Annotated in this window: 14 protein-coding genes; 7 read left to right on the top strand and 7 right to left on the bottom strand. The window is 71.2% G+C overall.

The window, feature by feature from the left end; translation table 11 throughout:
- Positions 1-188: 188 nt before the first annotated feature.
- Complete coding sequence (locus tag Asi02nite_RS24785) at positions 189-1,160, top strand: aldo/keto reductase (RefSeq protein WP_203716306.1); 972 nt, start codon at positions 189-191, stop codon at positions 1,158-1,160.
- Between the two features lie 59 nt (positions 1,161-1,219).
- On the opposite strand, the gene Asi02nite_RS24780 is transcribed toward Asi02nite_RS24785, so the two are convergent.
- Positions 1,220-1,681, bottom strand: a complete 462-nt coding sequence (locus Asi02nite_RS24780) for a MarR family winged helix-turn-helix transcriptional regulator (RefSeq protein WP_239127037.1) — start codon at positions 1,679-1,681, stop codon at positions 1,220-1,222.
- 61 nt (positions 1,682-1,742) lie between these two features.
- On the opposite strand from Asi02nite_RS24780, the gene Asi02nite_RS24775 reads away from it, so the two are divergent.
- Positions 1,743-2,114, top strand: a complete 372-nt coding sequence (locus Asi02nite_RS24775) for a cupin domain-containing protein (protein ID WP_203716305.1) — start codon at positions 1,743-1,745, stop codon at positions 2,112-2,114.
- A 228-nt stretch (positions 2,115-2,342) separates the two neighbouring features.
- Here the strand turns inward: Asi02nite_RS24775 and Asi02nite_RS24770 are convergent, their stop codons facing one another.
- Together Asi02nite_RS24770 and Asi02nite_RS24765 are read right to left on the bottom strand one after the other, a co-directional pair.
- The gene (locus tag Asi02nite_RS24770; RefSeq protein ID WP_203716304.1) at positions 2,343-3,137 is read right to left on the bottom strand and encodes a GntR family transcriptional regulator; all 795 of its coding nucleotides are present in this window, start codon (positions 3,135-3,137) and stop codon (positions 2,343-2,345) included.
- 73 nt (positions 3,138-3,210) lie between these two features.
- Positions 3,211-4,080, bottom strand: a complete 870-nt coding sequence (locus tag Asi02nite_RS24765) for a PAC2 family protein (RefSeq protein WP_203716303.1) — start codon at positions 4,078-4,080, stop codon at positions 3,211-3,213.
- A gap of 197 nt (positions 4,081-4,277) precedes the next feature.
- On the opposite strand from Asi02nite_RS24765, the gene metH reads away from it, so the two are divergent.
- Both metH and Asi02nite_RS24755 read left to right on the top strand, forming a co-directional pair.
- Positions 4,278-7,787 carry a methionine synthase gene (gene metH, locus Asi02nite_RS24760; RefSeq protein WP_203716302.1) on the top strand — a complete coding sequence of 1,170 codons (3,510 nt, stop codon included), beginning with the start codon at positions 4,278-4,280 and terminating at the stop codon, positions 7,785-7,787.
- A 43-nt stretch (positions 7,788-7,830) separates the two neighbouring features.
- Entirely contained in the window at positions 7,831-8,544 is a 714-nt protein-coding gene (locus tag Asi02nite_RS24755) for a VOC family protein (RefSeq protein WP_203716301.1), read from the top strand.
- 409 nt (positions 8,545-8,953) lie between these two features.
- On the opposite strand, the gene Asi02nite_RS24750 is transcribed toward Asi02nite_RS24755, so the two are convergent.
- From Asi02nite_RS24750 to Asi02nite_RS24740, 3 genes are read right to left on the bottom strand one after another with little or no spacing between them, the layout of a single operon-like run.
- Positions 8,954-9,355 (bottom strand): hypothetical protein, encoded by a 402-nt coding sequence (locus Asi02nite_RS24750; protein WP_203716300.1) that lies wholly within the window; start codon positions 9,353-9,355, stop codon positions 8,954-8,956.
- A gap of 41 nt (positions 9,356-9,396) precedes the next feature.
- Positions 9,397-9,795, bottom strand: coding sequence for a hypothetical protein (locus Asi02nite_RS24745; protein WP_203716299.1), 399 nt, complete (start codon positions 9,793-9,795; stop codon positions 9,397-9,399).
- A gap of 60 nt (positions 9,796-9,855) precedes the next feature.
- Positions 9,856-10,320, bottom strand: a complete 465-nt coding sequence (locus tag Asi02nite_RS24740) for a nuclear transport factor 2 family protein (RefSeq protein ID WP_203716298.1) — start codon at positions 10,318-10,320, stop codon at positions 9,856-9,858.
- An 88-nt stretch (positions 10,321-10,408) separates the two neighbouring features.
- Here Asi02nite_RS24740 and sigJ point away from each other — a divergent pair, with 88 nt between their 5' ends.
- Positions 10,409-11,284, top strand: coding sequence for an RNA polymerase sigma factor SigJ (gene sigJ / locus Asi02nite_RS24735; RefSeq protein WP_203716297.1), 876 nt, complete (start codon positions 10,409-10,411; stop codon positions 11,282-11,284).
- Here the strand turns inward: sigJ and Asi02nite_RS24730 are convergent.
- On the bottom strand, positions 11,232-12,149 hold the full coding sequence (locus Asi02nite_RS24730) for a LysR family transcriptional regulator (protein WP_203716296.1): 918 nt from the start codon (positions 12,147-12,149) through the stop codon (positions 11,232-11,234). The two genes, sigJ and Asi02nite_RS24730, sit on opposite strands and share 53 nt — an antisense overlap.
- Before the next feature lie 83 nt (positions 12,150-12,232).
- On the opposite strand from Asi02nite_RS24730, the gene Asi02nite_RS24725 reads away from it, so the two are divergent.
- Together Asi02nite_RS24725 and Asi02nite_RS24720 are read left to right on the top strand one after the other, a co-directional pair.
- Entirely contained in the window at positions 12,233-13,417 is a 1,185-nt protein-coding gene (locus Asi02nite_RS24725; protein ID WP_203716295.1) for an MFS transporter, read from the top strand.
- A 291-nt stretch (positions 13,418-13,708) separates the two neighbouring features.
- A complete protein-coding gene (locus Asi02nite_RS24720; RefSeq protein WP_203716294.1) occupies positions 13,709-15,388 on the top strand; it encodes a hypothetical protein in 1,680 nt (559 codons plus the stop codon).
- Position 15,389: the final 1 nt, after the last annotated feature.

The raw sequence follows: 15,389 nt of genomic DNA, 5'->3' as shown, positions 1-15,389 counted from the left end.
CCGTTCGTCGGCGGCCGCCCGCGACGCGGGACCAGAGTACGAAATGCCCGTCGCCCGTTCGTGGACGGCTGCCCCAACACGCGGGGAGGGGATTGTGATGGTCCGCGTGTCGCCGCGTCATGGCCGGCGTGCATGATGCACCGACCGGCCGGCTATCGGCGCAGGCCGCGTCGGCATAAGGTGCACCCATGCAGCAGCGACCGCTAGGCCGTAGCGGGCTCGCGGTCTCCCGGCTCGCGCTCGGCACCATGACGTGGGGTGCCGACACCGACACCGACGACGCGGCAGCCCAGCTCAAGGGCTTCGTCGACGCGGGTGGCAATCTCGTCGACACCGCCGACGTGTACGGCGACGGCGAGGCAGAAGCCGTGATCGGCTCGCTGCTGGACACTCTGATCCCGCGGGACGACCTGCTCATCGCCACGAAGGCGGGCCTGCGCTCGGGCCACGGCAGGCGGCGCGACGCGTCGCGGGGGCATCTGCTGAGCTCGCTGGACGCGTCGCTGCGGCGGCTCGGCACCGACCATGTCGATCTCTGGCAGGTGCACGGGTTCGACGAGACGACGCCGCTGGAGGAGACGCTCGCGGCGCTGGACTATGCCGTTGCCAGCGGCCGGGTCCGCTATGCCGGGGTCTCCAACTTCTCGGGTTGGCAGACGGCGCGGGCGGCGGCGTGGCAGAAGGCGGTGCCGGGCCGTACGCCGGTGGTGGCCGCGCAGGTGGAATATTCGCTGCTGGAGCGGGGGATCGAGCGCGAGGTCCTGCCGGCCTGCGCGGCGCTGGGCCTGGGCGTGCTGGCCTGGTCGCCGCTGGGCCGGGGCGTCCTGACGGGCAAGTACCGCCACGGCCGCCCGGCGGACTCCCGCGCGGCCTCCCCCCACTTCGGCCCATTTGTCGCGACTTATCTGGATTCGCGCTCTTCATCCATCGTCGAAGCGGTCGCGACGGCCGCCGGGGGCCTGGGCGTCTCGCCGCTGGAGGTGGCGCTGGCCTGGGTCCGCGACCAACCGGGCGTGGTGGCGCCGGTCCTGGGCGCGCGCACGGTCGGGCAGTTGCTGGGCGCACTCAAGGTCGAGAACGTGACGCTGCCGGCCGAGATAGCCACGGCCCTGGACGACGTGTCCGCGATCCAGATCGGCTACCCGGAACGCGACGCGTAAGGAACGGTCCGTTGTTAACGCTTTCCGCATAACAACGGACCGTTGCCAACTTCGGCTGGTCAGCCGAACCAGCCGGGCACGTCGAGGCGGAACGCCTCCGCGCCCGTCACCGTGACGAGGTCGGCCTCCAGGGCGCGCAGCCGCTCCGGGCCGATCCGGGTCGCCCACTCCGCGCGCAGCTCGTCGAAGATCTGTGCTGAGCGGGTCAGCACCGCGTGGCCGCGGTCGGTGAGCCGCACCAGCTTGCGCCGGGCGTCGGCCGGGTCGCTGGCCCGCTCGAGGTAGCCGAGCCGCTCCAGGCCGTCGATGGTCTTGCCGGCGGCCTGCTTCGAGACGCCCAGCCGCCGCCCGAGCTCAACCGCCGTGGTGCCGTCGCGGCCGATGGCCTGGAAGACGAACCCGTGCAGCGGCCGCAGGTCCGGATGCCCCTCCCGGGCCAGCTCGGCGTGCACGGCGTCGATGAGCTGCCGGAAGCCGACGAACAGCCGCAACGGCAGCAGGAACCCCGCCTCGGTTGACACGATTAGACAACCAGGTTTACGTTTTGGACAACCACGTTGACCATCCTAGAAGGGCATCGCCATGACTGTCATCGGGCAGGACCAGACCCGGCGCTTCGAGACCCCCGCCGGTGTGACGACCACCCTGGCCTCACCCACCCTCGGCGGCGCGACGCGCCCGCTCTGGAAGGTCGAGATGGGTCCGGGCAGCGCGGGCCCGACCCACGCGATCGACATGGAACAGATCTGGACGGTCCTGTCCGGCGGCGCGTCGGTACGCCTCGGCGACGACGTGGTCCGGATCGGCCCGGGGGACACGCTGGTGCTCGCGCCGGACGTCGAACGCCAGGTCACCGCGGACGCCGCGAACGGCCTGACCGCCATCGTCACGAGCGCCGCCGGCAGCACGGCCACCGCCGCGGGCAAGCGCGTCACCCCACCCTGGACCGCCTAGCCGGCCGTCCGGCGTGCGGGACCGTGTCGACGCGTGCGGGCCGTGCCCGGGGGTTCGGGCCGTGCCGAGCGCGCGGCGCGCGCCCGGCCTACGGCGCGCGCGCAGCCTACGGCGAGCGTGCCGGCGGTGCCGAGGCGTGCGGGCCGTGCCCGAGCGTGCGGGCCTATGCCTTCACCCCACGTACCGCCCAGCCGCGAGTCAGGCACCGACGTTGCGGGCCCCGGCGAGCTAGCCCAACGCGAACCCAGGCTCGTCGTCGGGCAGGTCCTCCGCCGGCCCCGGGATCTTGTAGTTCTCCGTCAGCGTCGTCATCGGCCCCGGCCACGTCGCCTGGCTCACCTCGATCGCCCGGTGCCGCTCGTCGAAGGCGACATGCAGCAGGTGCAGCACCGGCGTGTCGCCGCGGATCTGGAGGATCTCCGCCTCGTCGCGGTCCGGCTGGCGGGCCGTGATCACGTCGGTCGCGGTCGCGTAGCGGCGGCCGATCGCCTCCTCCGCCTCCTGGTAGAGCGGCCGCCCGAAGCCCTCGAAGCGTTCCAAGCTCGTGCCCGCCGCGTCCTCCACCCGGAACCACGCCGCGCCGATCTCGACCGGGACGTCGTCGGTGCGGACCAGGTGGCGGCGGACCAGCAGGGGAGTGTGGTCGGCGACGCCGAACGCGTCCGCGACCTCCGGTGGCGCCGGTGCGCGGCCGACCTCGGTCAGGTGCTGGCGGTACCGGGCCGCCAGGTCGGCGTGGTAGCCGCGGTGCCCGCCGTAGCGACCCCGGGACAGCCGGTTGAGGCGGCGTTTGGTGCCGCGGACGTACGTACCCGAGCCAGGCTTGGTGATCAACACACCCTCGACCCGCAACTGGTCGATGCTGCGTTGCAGCGTCTGCTTGGCCACGCCGAACGTCTCGGCCAGCGCGGGGATCGACGGCAGCCGTTCGCCCGCCGCCCAGTCACCCCGGCGGATCTGGGCCTTGATCTGCTCGGCTATCTGGCGGTGCGGCGCCTCCGCCGCTCCCGGGTTGCTCTGCATGGCGCGACCTCCCGCGTGGCGATGATCCTAGGATGCATCACGCGTACGGCGGCCGCGCCCTGCGACACGCGCGCTACCAGGAGCCGGCCGTCGGCCCCGCCGAGCCGCCGCGGCGCCGCAGGTATTTCTCGAACTCCTGCGCGATCTCGTCGCCGCTCACCGACTGGATGCCCGCGTCGCCGGCCCGCTCCTCGAGCTCGCGGACATATTCGCCCAGCTCCGCGTCCTGCTCGGCAGCCGCGCGCACCCGCTGCTCCCACTCGGCCGACTCCTCGGCGAGGTCGGCCATCGGCACCGGCAGGTCGAGGACCTCCTCGACGCGGTGCAGCAGCGCGAGCGTGGCCTTCGGGCACGGCGGGTTGTTGGCGTAGTGCGGCACGTGCACCCAGAACGACAGCGCGTCGACCTCGGCGCGCTGGCAGGCGTCGTGCAGCACGCCGACGATGCCCGTCGGGCCGTCGTACCGCGTCGGGGTGAGCTGGTAGCGGTCGGCCGCGTCCTTGTCGGAGGCGCTGCCGCTGATCGGCAGGGGCCGGGTGTACGGCACGTCGGCCAGCAGCGCGCCCAGCAGCACCACCCGGTTGATCTCGAGGCTGTGGCACAGCTCGAGCACCTGCTCGCAGAAGGTCCGCCAGCGCATGCTCGGCTCGATGCCGCGGATCAGGACGACGTCGCGCTCGGTGCCCTCGGGGCTCGCCACCATGAACCGGGTGGTCGGCCACTCGATGCGCCGGGTCTCGCCGTCGGCCATGGTGATGGTCGGGCGGCTCACCTGGAAGTCGTAGAAGTCCTCGGGGTCGAGCGCCGCGATCTCCCGGGCGCCCCACACCTGCTCGAGGTGTTCCACCGCGGCCGTCGAGGCGTCGGCGGCGTCGTTCCACCCCTCGAACGCCGCGATCGCGACGGGGGAGCGAAGCTCGGGCAGCCCGTCGAACTCGGTCATGCCGCCGCCTCCGTCCACCGTGTCGCCTGGGTCGCCATGCTGGTCCACACGTTCACCTTGCCAGCCTACGTGGCAGCGCCAGCGAGGGCTCGACGGCGCGGCGCGGGTCGGTGCCCCGAGGCGACGTCGGTCACAGCCGCGTACCGGGTTGGATCATCGCTTCCTTCGCGAATCGGACGACGCCGTAACCTGAGAGGGTGTCGAACTCGTTCTTGGAAGCGCTCGCTGCCCGGGTTCTGATCTCCGACGGGGCGATGGGCACCATGCTGCAGGCGGCCGACCTGAGCCTCGACGACTTCGAGGGCCACGAGGGCTGCAACGAGGTGCTCAACGTGACCCGGCCCGAGGTGGTCGGCGGGGTGCACGACGCCTATTTCACCGCGGGTGCCGACTGCGTCGAGACCAACACCTTCGGGGCCAACCTCGGAAACCTCGGCGAGTACGGCCTGCAGGCGCGGATCCGCGAGCTGGCGGAGGCCGGCGCCCGGATCGCCCGGGCCTCGGCGGATCGGTTCTCCACGGCTGACCGGCCGCGGTTCGTGCTCGGGTCGATGGGGCCGGGCACCAAGCTGCCGACGTTGGGGCACACCGACTACCGGACGCTGCGCGACGCGTACCAGGAGAATGCCCTGGGTCTGATCGTCGGCGGCGCCGACGCGTTGATCGTCGAGACCTGCCAGGACCTGCTGCAGCTCAAGTCGGCGGTCAACGGCGCGCGCCGGGCGATGGGCGAGGCGGGGCGCGAGGTGCCGGTGATCGCGCACGTGACGGTCGAGACCACCGGGACGATGCTGCTCGGCAGCGAGATCGGGGCGGCGCTGACCGCGATCGAGCCGCTCGGGGTCGACCTGATCGGGCTCAACTGCGCGACCGGGCCGGCGGAGATGAGCGAGCACCTGCGTTATCTGGCGCGGCATTCGCGCGTACCCCTGTCGGTGATGCCGAATGCCGGGTTGCCGCAGCTCACCGCGGACGGCGCGCACTATCCGCTGACCCCTGCCGAGCTCGCGTCGGCGCTGTCGGATTTCGTCACCTCCTATGGGGCCGCCCTGGTCGGTGGGTGTTGTGGCACGACGCCGGAGCACATCTCGGCGGTGGTCGGTGCTCTCGGCGTCGGGCCGGCGCGGGTCGCTCGGGAGGCCGTCGACGAGCCCGGGGTGTCCTCGATCTATCACCACGTGCCGTTCGTGCAGGACGCCGGCGTGCTGATGGTCGGCGAGCGGACCAACGCCAACGGGTCCAAGGCGTTCCGCGAGGCGATGATCGCGGGGGACTGGCAGGCCTGCGTCGAGCTGGCGCGGTCGCAGGCGCGGGACGGCTCGCACCTGCTCGACCTCTGCGTCGACTACGTCGGCCGGGACGGTGCCGTCGACATGAAGGAGCTCGCGGGGCGGTTCGCCACCGCGTCGACCCTGCCGATCATGCTGGACTCGACCGAGCCCGCCGTGGTCGAGGCCGGGCTGGAGATGCTCGGCGGGCGGTGTGTCGTCAACTCCGTCAACTTCGAGGACGGGGACGGGCCGTCGTCGCGCTACGCGCGGGTCATGCCGGTGGTCCGCGAGCACGGCGCGGCGGTGGTGGCGCTGCTGATCGACGAGGAGGGTCAGGCCCGCACGGCTTCCTGGAAAGTGCGGGTCGCTCGCCGCCTGATCGACGACCTGACCGGGCGGTGGGGGCTGCGGCGGTCGGACATCCTGATCGACGCGCTGACGTTCCCCATCGCGACCGGGCAGGAGGAGACACGGCGGGACGGGATCGAGACGATCTCGGCGATCCGGGAGATCGCCGCGCTCTATCCCGGCGTGAACTTCACGCTGGGCATCTCGAACATCTCGTTCGGCCTCAACCCGGCGGCGCGGCAGGTGCTCAACTCGGTGTTCCTGCACGAGTGCGTCTCCGCCGGCCTGACCAGCGCGATCGTGCACGCGAGCAAGATCCTGCCGATGTCGCAGATCCCGGAGCGGCAGCGGGAGGTGGCCCTCGATCTGGTCTACGACCGGCGGCGCGACGGTTATGACCCCGTGCAGGAGTTCATCTCGCTGTTCGAGGGCGTGGACGTGGCGTCGGCGCGCGAGACGCGGGCGGCGGAACTGCTCGCGTTGCCGCTGGACGAGCGGTTGAAGCGCCGGATCATCGACGGGGAGCGCAACGGGCTGGAGGCCGACCTGTCCGAGGCTCTGTCATCGCGATCGGCCTTGGAGATCATCAACGAGACGCTGCTCGACGGGATGAAGGTCGTCGGGGAGCTGTTCGGCTCGGGCCAGATGCAGCTGCCGTTCGTGCTGCAGTCGGCCGAGGTGATGAAGTCCGCGGTCGCGTTCCTGGAGCCGCACATCGAGAGGTCCGACGACGACCAGGGCAAGGGCAGGATCGTCCTGGCCACCGTCAAGGGCGACGTGCACGACATCGGCAAGAACCTGGTCGACATCATCCTGTCCAACAACGGGTACGAGGTCGTCAACATCGGTATCAAGCAGCCTATCGCGTCGATCCTGGAGGCCGCGGAGTCCCACGACGCGGATGCGATCGGCATGTCCGGGCTGCTCGTGAAGAGCACGGTGGTGATGAAGGAGAACCTGCAGGAGATGCTCTCCCGCGGCGTCGCGACCCGCTGGCCGGTGCTCCTGGGCGGCGCGGCCCTGACGCGGTCCTATGTGGAGGACGACCTGCGGGCGCTGTACACGGGTGGCGAGGTGCACTACGCCCGCGACGCGTTCGAGGGCCTGTCCTTGATGGACCGGGTGATGACGGCCCGCCGAGGTGGCGCACCGGTGGTGGACCCTGGGCGGGAGGCGGCCTTGGCGGCCCGCCGGGCGCGGCGCGAGAAGCAGCGTGCCGTCGTCCGCGAGAACCTGCCGTCGCTGGAGGACGACTCGGTCCGCTCCGACGTGGCCACGGACGTGGACGTCCCGACACCACCGTTCTTCGGCACCCGGGTTGTCAAGGGTGTGCCGCTGGCTTCCTACGCGGCGCTGCTGGACGAGCGGGCGTTGTTCCTGGGCCAGTGGGGATTGCGCGGCGCGCGTGGCTCCGGGCCGTCGTACGAGGAACTGGTGGAGACGGAGGGCCGGCCGCGCCTGCGTTACTGGCTCGACCGCCTGGCCGCCGACCACGTCCTGGAGGCCTCGGTAGCCTACGGCTACTTCCCCGCGCGGTCGTCCGGCAACGACCTGGTTGTCCTGTCGGCGGACGGCGGATCGGAGCTGACCCGCTTCACGTTCCCGCGCCAACGTCAGGAACGCCGCCTGTGCCTGGCCGATTTCTTCTCGTCGTCCCACGACGTCCTGGCCCTGCAGTTGGTCACGGTAGGTCAGCCCATCAGCGAATACACGGCGAAACTCTTCGCCCGCAACGAGTACCGGGACTACCTGGAGGTCCACGGCCTGTCGGTCCAGCTCACGGAGGCCTTGGCCGAGTACTGGCACCAGCGCGTCCGCGAAGAGTTGGTCCTCCCGTCCGGTGAGACGGTCGCCGCGCAGGACCCACCCAACCTGGCGGGCCTGCTCCGCACGGACTACCGGGGCTGCCGCTACGCCTTCGGCTACCCGGCGTGCCCGGACCTGGAAGACCGCGCCAAGGTCGTAGCGCTCCTGGACGCCTCCCGCATCGGCGTGACACTGTCGGAGGAGTACCAACTGGTCCCGGAGCAGGCGACGGACGCCCTCATCGTCCACCACCCGGAAGCCAACTACTTCAACGCCAAGTAGGAGGCGGCGGGTTCGTGTCGGTGGGGTGAGGCAGGATGTGGCCATGACGGTGACAGCTCGTCTGGACCTGGCAATCTTCGACGCGGCGGACATCGACGAGGTCGGCTCGTTCTACGCGGAGCTGACCGGATGGGACGTCGTCCGTCAGGACCCTGACCGGTTCGGTGTCCGGGCACCGGACGGCCAGGAGGTCGAGTTCCAACGCGCACCCGACCATGTCCCGCCGCGCTGGCCCGGGCAGCAGCATCCGCAGCAGTTCCACCTGGACCTGCGGACCGACGATTTACGGGAGCAGGCCGAGCGGGCGGTCGCCCTCGGCGCCGTCCGGCTAGCCGACGGCCCCACGTGGATCACCCTGGCCGACCCGGCCGGTCATCCGTTCGATCTCTGCCAGGCAAGGGACACCGGCCCGGTGATGAGGCTTTTCGCGGTGACCATCGACGCCCCGGACGCATCAGCCCTGGCCCACTTCTATGCCGATCTCACCGGCATGGAGGTCAGCTACGACGGTCCCGAGGGCGCACTCGTCACCGGCGGTGCGCGAAACCTGATGTTCCAGCAGATCAGTGGCTACCACGCGCCCCGCTGGCCGGATCCGGCTCACCCGCAGCAGGCCCACCTCGACCTCCTGGTCGACGACCTCGACGCGGGCCAGGCCCGCGCACTGGAACTGGGCGCCCGCCGGCTGCCCGCCGCCGGCGACCGCTACCGGGTCTTCGCCGACCCGGCCGGCCACCCGTTCTGCCTCATCCGATAAACACACCGGAAGCCGTCCGCCTGCTGGCGTGATGGGGGTGAACCAGGTCGTCGGTTCGTCGAATCTCGGCGCCCTGGTCGTAGGGCCGCCGGCGCAGGTGACCTCCCTCGCGAGCCCGCCGCCTCTTCGCCCCCTCGACGCGAGCCGGATCGGCGTAACGCTCTCGGAGTAATTCCGACTGGTTTCGGAACAGGCAACGGATGCGCTCATCATCCACCACCCGAAAGGCCAACTACTTTGACGCCAATAGCGGCGGAGGCCCGCTCATCGTCGGTCGGGGTGGCCGGACAACCGGTCTCGCTGCCGCTTCGCTCGCCAGTCGGCGTCAGGCATTAGGCCCGGCCATCGCTGCATGCACCTTGGTACAGGCCGTCACCGGCTCGACGGCCGCCGGCCACGCACGATGGCATCAGCTGATCGAGTTGACGAAGATGCCGATGGGGACCGAGAGGAGTGCGCCGAGGGCCAGCCAGAACAGCGACCAGAGGAAGCGGCTCAGGGATGACTCTGCCGGTTCGGCTTCCGGAGCCGTGAAGCTCTGCCGGTTCGACGGCCGGCGTAGGCGGGAGGTGGGCGGCATGCGCAGGCGTAGCGACGAGCGGCCCGGGCGCCGGGATCGCACGCGGCTGGGGGCGCTGTCGCGTGACGGGGTGAAGACGACGTTCGCCGACAGGAACAGCCCGCCGAGCAGCAGCAGGATCCACCACGGCGCGTTCCACGCTCGTAGGTCCCAGTCCAGCAGCAGGCCCGCCACCACCAAGCCGGCCACGAGACCCGACAACAGCAACCACAACGCGCGACGCGACCGCATGACGCTTATCCAATATGGACCCGGCAGCCGGCGACAACCCCTCAGCCCGGCGTCACCGCGGTGATCACGTGGATCAGCGCGAACTCGCCCCCGCCACCGAAGCACTCCGCCGGCACCTCGGGCAGATCCAGATCACCGCTGGCCGTCGGGTTCGTGTACCCGCCGCCGGCCGTCAGCTGGCTGCCGATCGCGATGGGCTCACGGTCCGGGACCCGGACGCCGGCCACCTCCGTACCGGTGACCCAGGCCTCTGTGTCCGGTGGCCACACCGCCACGTGGCGCACGCCCGCTGACTCGATCACGAAGCAGTCCGCGTCGGCGAGGTACCCGACCGACCCCGTGATCAAGGCGTCGTCACCGCGGCCGCGGACGTCGTGGACCAGCACCGTCGGCGCCGTCGAGCCGCAGGCCGCGCACGACAGCACCACGAGCGCCACCACGACCCAGGACCGTCGGCGCAACCGGCACCCCCCAACACGAGGCGGCACCACCATAGCCGCTCAGGCGGTCACCCGGGAGGCCAGATACGCCCGACCGGGCGTCCCCGTCAGCGGCGTCGCGTCGTGATACCGGACCTCGTACGTCCGCGACGCGAAGCGCCACCCGTCGCCCGTACGACGATAGGTGTCGTGATAGATCGCGTAGTTGACGTGGGAGGTCCCGTCGCGCAGCCGCCCCAACTCGTGCATGTGCGCCCGCCCCGCAGCCGAGTCACCCGACACGGTCAGCGCGCCCGCATGCGTGTGTTGCAGGAAGAACTCCCAAAAGCCTTGCAGCCGCTCGATCCCCGCGCGGATCTCGTCGCGGCCGGTGAGCGTCACGTCCGCGTCCGGGATCCGCAGCACCGCGTCCGGCGTGAACAGGCCGGCGAAGCGGTCGTAGTCGCGCATCAGGCCCGCGTCCGTGTACTCGGCGCGCAACGCGTCGATCTCGACCCGGTCGGCGATTCTCTGAAAATCGGTCATACCCGGTACGACGACCGGGGCGCGGGAATGTGAGGCTCACATTCCGTGGCGGTGCCTCGTCGGACAGGGAGACGGAGGGAGCACACCGATGGCCGAGCTGAGCGACGAGATCATGAGCGAGCGGCGGCAACTCATCAACCTCGCGTACCGCATGCTCGGTTCGCTGGCCGACGCCGAGGACGTGGTGCAGGAGACCTACGCCCGCTGGTACGCCATGTCCCGCCCGCAACAGGAGGCGATCGACACCCCGGGCGCCTGGCTGACCACGGTGGCCAGCCGGATCTGCCTCGACCAGCTCAAGTCGGCGCGGGCCCGGCGCGAGCGCTACGTCGGCGAGTGGATCCCCGAGCCGCTGCCCGAGTACGCGAACGGCACCGTCGACCCCGCCGACCGGATCACCCTCGACGAGTCGGTGAGCATGGCCTTCCTCGTCGTGCTCGACTCGATGACGCCGGCCGAGCGGGTCGCGTTCGTGCTGCACGACGTGTTCGGCTATCCCTTCGACGAGGTGGCCCGCATCGTGGGCCGGTCGGCCGCGGCCAGCCGGCAGCTCGCCTCCTCGGCCCGTCGGCGCGTCCGCGACGCCCAGCCGCCCACCAGCCCCGACGCCGCCCGGCGCGCCGCGGTCGTACGCGATTTCAAGCGCGCCTGGGAGGCTCGCGACATCAAGGCCCTCGTCGGGCTGCTCGACCCGGACACGACCGCGGTCGCCGACGGTGGCGGCCTGGTCGCCGCCGCGCCGCACCCGATCGTGGGCGCCGAGGAGATCGCGACCTACTTCGTCAACCTCGCCAACCTCGCCGGCGACCTGACGCTGGTCGAGCGGACGGTCAACGGCCAGCCCGGCATCGTCGTGCAGCGCGACGGCGTCCTGGGCGCGGTGATCGCGTTCGAGGTCGTCGGGGACCGCATCACCCACCTGTGGGCGGTGCGGAACCCCGAGAAACTCCGTCCCTGGCACTGACGACTTCCAGGAAGCGCCGCGGGATCGGCCCGAGCGGCCGGTCCCGGACGCGGGCGATGACGACCTGGTACGTCGGCCGGTCGCCACGGATCCGCAGCGACCGCAGGTCGTCGACCTGGGCGGCGACCGATCGCGGGACGAACGCCACCCCGAGCCGCAGGCGTACGAGGTCGAGAATGGTCGACAGGTCGTAGATCTGGATCGTGCTCCGGCGCGCGATGCCCGCGGCCCCGAACACCTGGTCGGCGGCCATCCGGACGCCCCAGCCGGGCGGGAACTCGATGAACATGTCGTCGGCGACCTCGGCCGGGTCGACCTCGCCGCGATCGGCCAGCGGGTGGTCGGGCGCGCAGGCGAGCACCACCTCCTCGGAGGCCAGCAGGTGCTGGTCGATGCCGGGCAGCGGGCCGAGCGCGATCATCACGGCCAGGTCGAGGGCGCCCTCGCGGAGATGGTCGAGGTGGTCCAGCGAGCCGCGCGGCCCGGGCACGGTCAGCCACATCTCGACACCGGGCAGCTCCGCCTGGAACGTCGCCAACGCGAGGCGTACGCGGGGCGGGGTGATGCCGTAGAGGATGCCGAGCCGGAGCCGGCCGCGCAGCCCCTGGCCGACCTGGCTGACCGTGGCGCGGGCGTCGGCGACCGCCGCGAGGATCCGCTCCGCCTCGGGCAGCAGCGCCCGGCCGGCCTCGGTCAGCTCGACCCGCTGCGTGGTGCGGTCGAGCAGGGTGACACCGAGGTCGCGCTCGAGCGCGCGGATGGCGGTCGAGACCCCGGACTGGGCGGTACGCAGCCGCTCGGCGGCGCGGGTGAAGCTGCGTTCCGCGGCGACGGCGGTGAAGATCTCGAGCTTGCGGACGTCCATGGGTCCTGATTATCGCAAGATCCGATAACTTGATCGGCATTTGATGTTGGATCCCGATGGTACGGCTGACCACACTCGTGATCATGCCCCGCACCACCCATCGCGCCGGCTTCGCGCTCGTCGCCCTCGCCTACGCCGCGACCACCACGGGCGGCTCGGTCCCGACCCCGCTCTACGTGCTCTACCAGGACCGAGACCATTTCGGTACGACCATGATCGGCGTCGTCTTCGCCGTGTACGTCCTCGGCGTGGTCGGCGGCCTGCTCGTCGCGGGCGCCCACGCCGACCGGCTGAGGCGGCGGCCGGTCCTCGGCGCGGCGCTGGCCGTGCAGCTTCTGGCCTGCGCCGTCTTCCTCGCGTGGCCGGACCTGCCGGGCCTGCTGACCGCACGGGTGCTCTCGGGGTTGTCGGTCGGCCTGCTCTCGGGCCCGGCGACGGCGTGCCTGATCGAGTTGCGCCGCCGCGCCGCCCCGGACGGCGACCCGCGCCAGGCGGAGGTGGTCGCCACCGCGGCCAACCTCGGCGGCATCGCGGCGGGCCCGCTCCTCTCGGGCGCGCTGGCGGAGTGGGCACCGGCGCCGTTGCGCCTGCCGTACGTCGTGATCGGCATCGTCCTGGCCGCCGCGGCGGTGCTGCTCGCCGCGGTGCCGGAGACGGCCTCGCCGGGTCCACGCCCCGCGGCCCGCCCACTGGCCCTGGCGGGCCAGCGCCGCGACCTGTTCCTCGCGTCCTGCCTCGGGGGTCTGGTCGCGTTCGCGATGTTCGGCCTGTTCAGCGCGCTGAGCCCCTCGTTCCTGGCGGGCACGCTCGGTTACCGGTCACACGCGCTGGCCGGGCTGGTGGCGTTCGTGGGGTTGGGCGCGGCCGCAACGGCGCAGGTAGGTCTGCGGCGGCTGCCACCCCGCCCGGCGCTGGCGGTCGTCGTCGCGGCGATGCCGGTCGGTCTGGGCCTGGTCGTGCTGGGGGTCTGGGCCGCGTCACTCGGTGCCTTCGTGGCGGGGGGTGCGGTCACCGGGGCGGCGGCCGGGTTGCTCTTCCGCGCCTGCCTGACGACGGTGGTGCAGCTCAGCCCGCCGGACCGCCGGGCCGGCACACTGGCGACGCTGTTCGTCACGAGCTATTCGGGGTTGGCCCTGCCGGTGATCGGCCTCGGCGCGGCGAGCCAGGTGGCCGGCACGCGCAGCGCGCTGACGGGCTTCGCCCTGCTCGGCCTGACGGCCCTGGCCGCGGTGGCGATCGTCCGCTTCCGCCCGGACCCGACCGCCTGACCCATCGTCAGTACACGTTGGAATGCGGCGTCACGCAACCTTCGAGGCCGGCACAATCCGGGGTCTGCTCGGCGGCAAGGCGGTTTGGCTCCCGCTGGTCATGGAAACCGGTCAAGAATGCCGGCGGTGGTGGACGGTAAGGGCGAATGCGTTTCGTTTCGTCAGTCCATGATCTGACCTGGCACGTCCGGGTGTCTTTCGTTGACGCCGCAGTCGCGGCCCGACAAGCATCGTACCGATCGCCTTTCCGGCAATCGAACGATCCACATAGGGCAGCTGAGGTGGACGCGGATGAGCGTGGCGGAACCGGGCACTCTACGGTTCGTCCATAAGCCGGTGCGGGCGGCGTTCATGGCCCTCGCGGTCGCGGCGACGTGTCTGGTGGCCTGGGCCACGCCTGCTCAGGCACTGCCGTTGAGCGTCACGGTGACGATCGTCAGGGTGGCGGAATGCTGTGCTGGCGGGCCCATCGACCTGACGTCCGAGGCCGACTTCTACGGACGGACGACCGTCGCGGGCGCCTCGACCGACTTCGGCGAGATCACGAACAGGTCGGTTATCGAGCCGAACTGGCAGGCGACGGGAACCGTCGACCACAGCAACGCCACCACCGATGTGAAGATAGAGATATTCGACGAGGACAACGGCACGAATTTCATCGACAACCAGATCGATCTCACCAACAACGACGCCGATCGGGCGGTCAACTTCAGCATCGACCTGCACCCCGAGGATTCGTCCTGTTACTTCTCCGGCGACGTCAGCGGGCCCTGCGGCGTCGAGGTCACGACCGAGGGCAACGCGAACGACGGCGACGTCGCCGACATGGTCCTCATGGTCGAGGTCAACGAGCCGCCGCAGGCGCCCGGGCGGCATGTCAGGTGCCTGCACTCGCCGCTGTGGCCGCAGCCCGGCCAGACGGTCACCATCACCGCGGAGGCGTTCGGCGACCAACCCGACGGCACCGGGTTGCCGCCGCTGATCGCCGACCAGTTGGACATCTTCTTCTCGACCGACGGCGGCATCAACCGGGACAAGATCGGCGGTTCCGGCCGGCGGACGACGCTGTCCGCCACCCGGACGGCCGGGCCGGCGGGCTCGACCTTCTCCTACAACTGCCTGGCGATCGATCGCCTCGAGCCGGTCAGTTCCGGCTGGCACACGGTCCAGGTCGGCGGCCCGCCGGAGGGACGGGCCGTCCCGGTGCTGCAGTCGGCGGAGCGGGAGCGGGCCCTCGACGTCATCCTGTTCGCGGCGACGACCAACGTCCGGGCCGAGCCGGACAATCCGTCGAACACCGCCCTCCTGACCTTCCCGGTCTACACCGGACCGCGGGATCCGAACTTCCTGACCCACGCCCATGCCGCGGTCGCCGAGATGATGCGCGAGCAACTCGTGCTCGACAACCAGCGTGCCGTCAACGTCTGGATAGCCCTCGACACCGCCGCCACGGGCGGGTTCCGGGACCTGCGCAACGGCGACGGCGTCGACGACACCTGCCAGCACCAACCACCCGACAACGTCGGCGTCGAGTACGGGTTCGGCCACGCCCGCGCGATCCTGCATCCCGCGACCCCAGCGCCGGGCAACGCGAACACCTTGCGGGAATGCGCGTTCGGCGGGCTGCTGAGCGCGGAGTTCGGTGAGACCGGGGTGTTCATCCACGAGATCGGCCACGCCGCCTTCGAGTTGGCCGACGAGTACTGCTGCGACGGCGGCTACTTCCAGATGCCGCTGGTGCCGAACGTCTACCGGTCCCGCGACGCGTGCCTCGCCGACGTCGGTGGTCTGGGCGGCAACGCCGTCGACTGCCGTGGCATGGACTCGGTCTTCGACCCCGACACCGACGACGACTTCTGGGTCTCCGACCCGGCGACCAACGACCTGATGAACGACAACGCCTTCGCCCGGCGCGCCGACCGGCGTCGCATGACCTTCGTGTTCGGCGAATGCGACCGGGGAGAATGCTGAG

The organism is Asanoa siamensis, from assembly GCF_016862555.1.
In the GTDB taxonomy this organism is placed as follows: Bacteria; Actinomycetota; Actinomycetes; order Mycobacteriales; family Micromonosporaceae; genus Asanoa; species Asanoa siamensis.
Note: the sequence above shows the minus strand (reverse complement) of the source record. Positions and strands in the feature narration are given on the sequence as shown.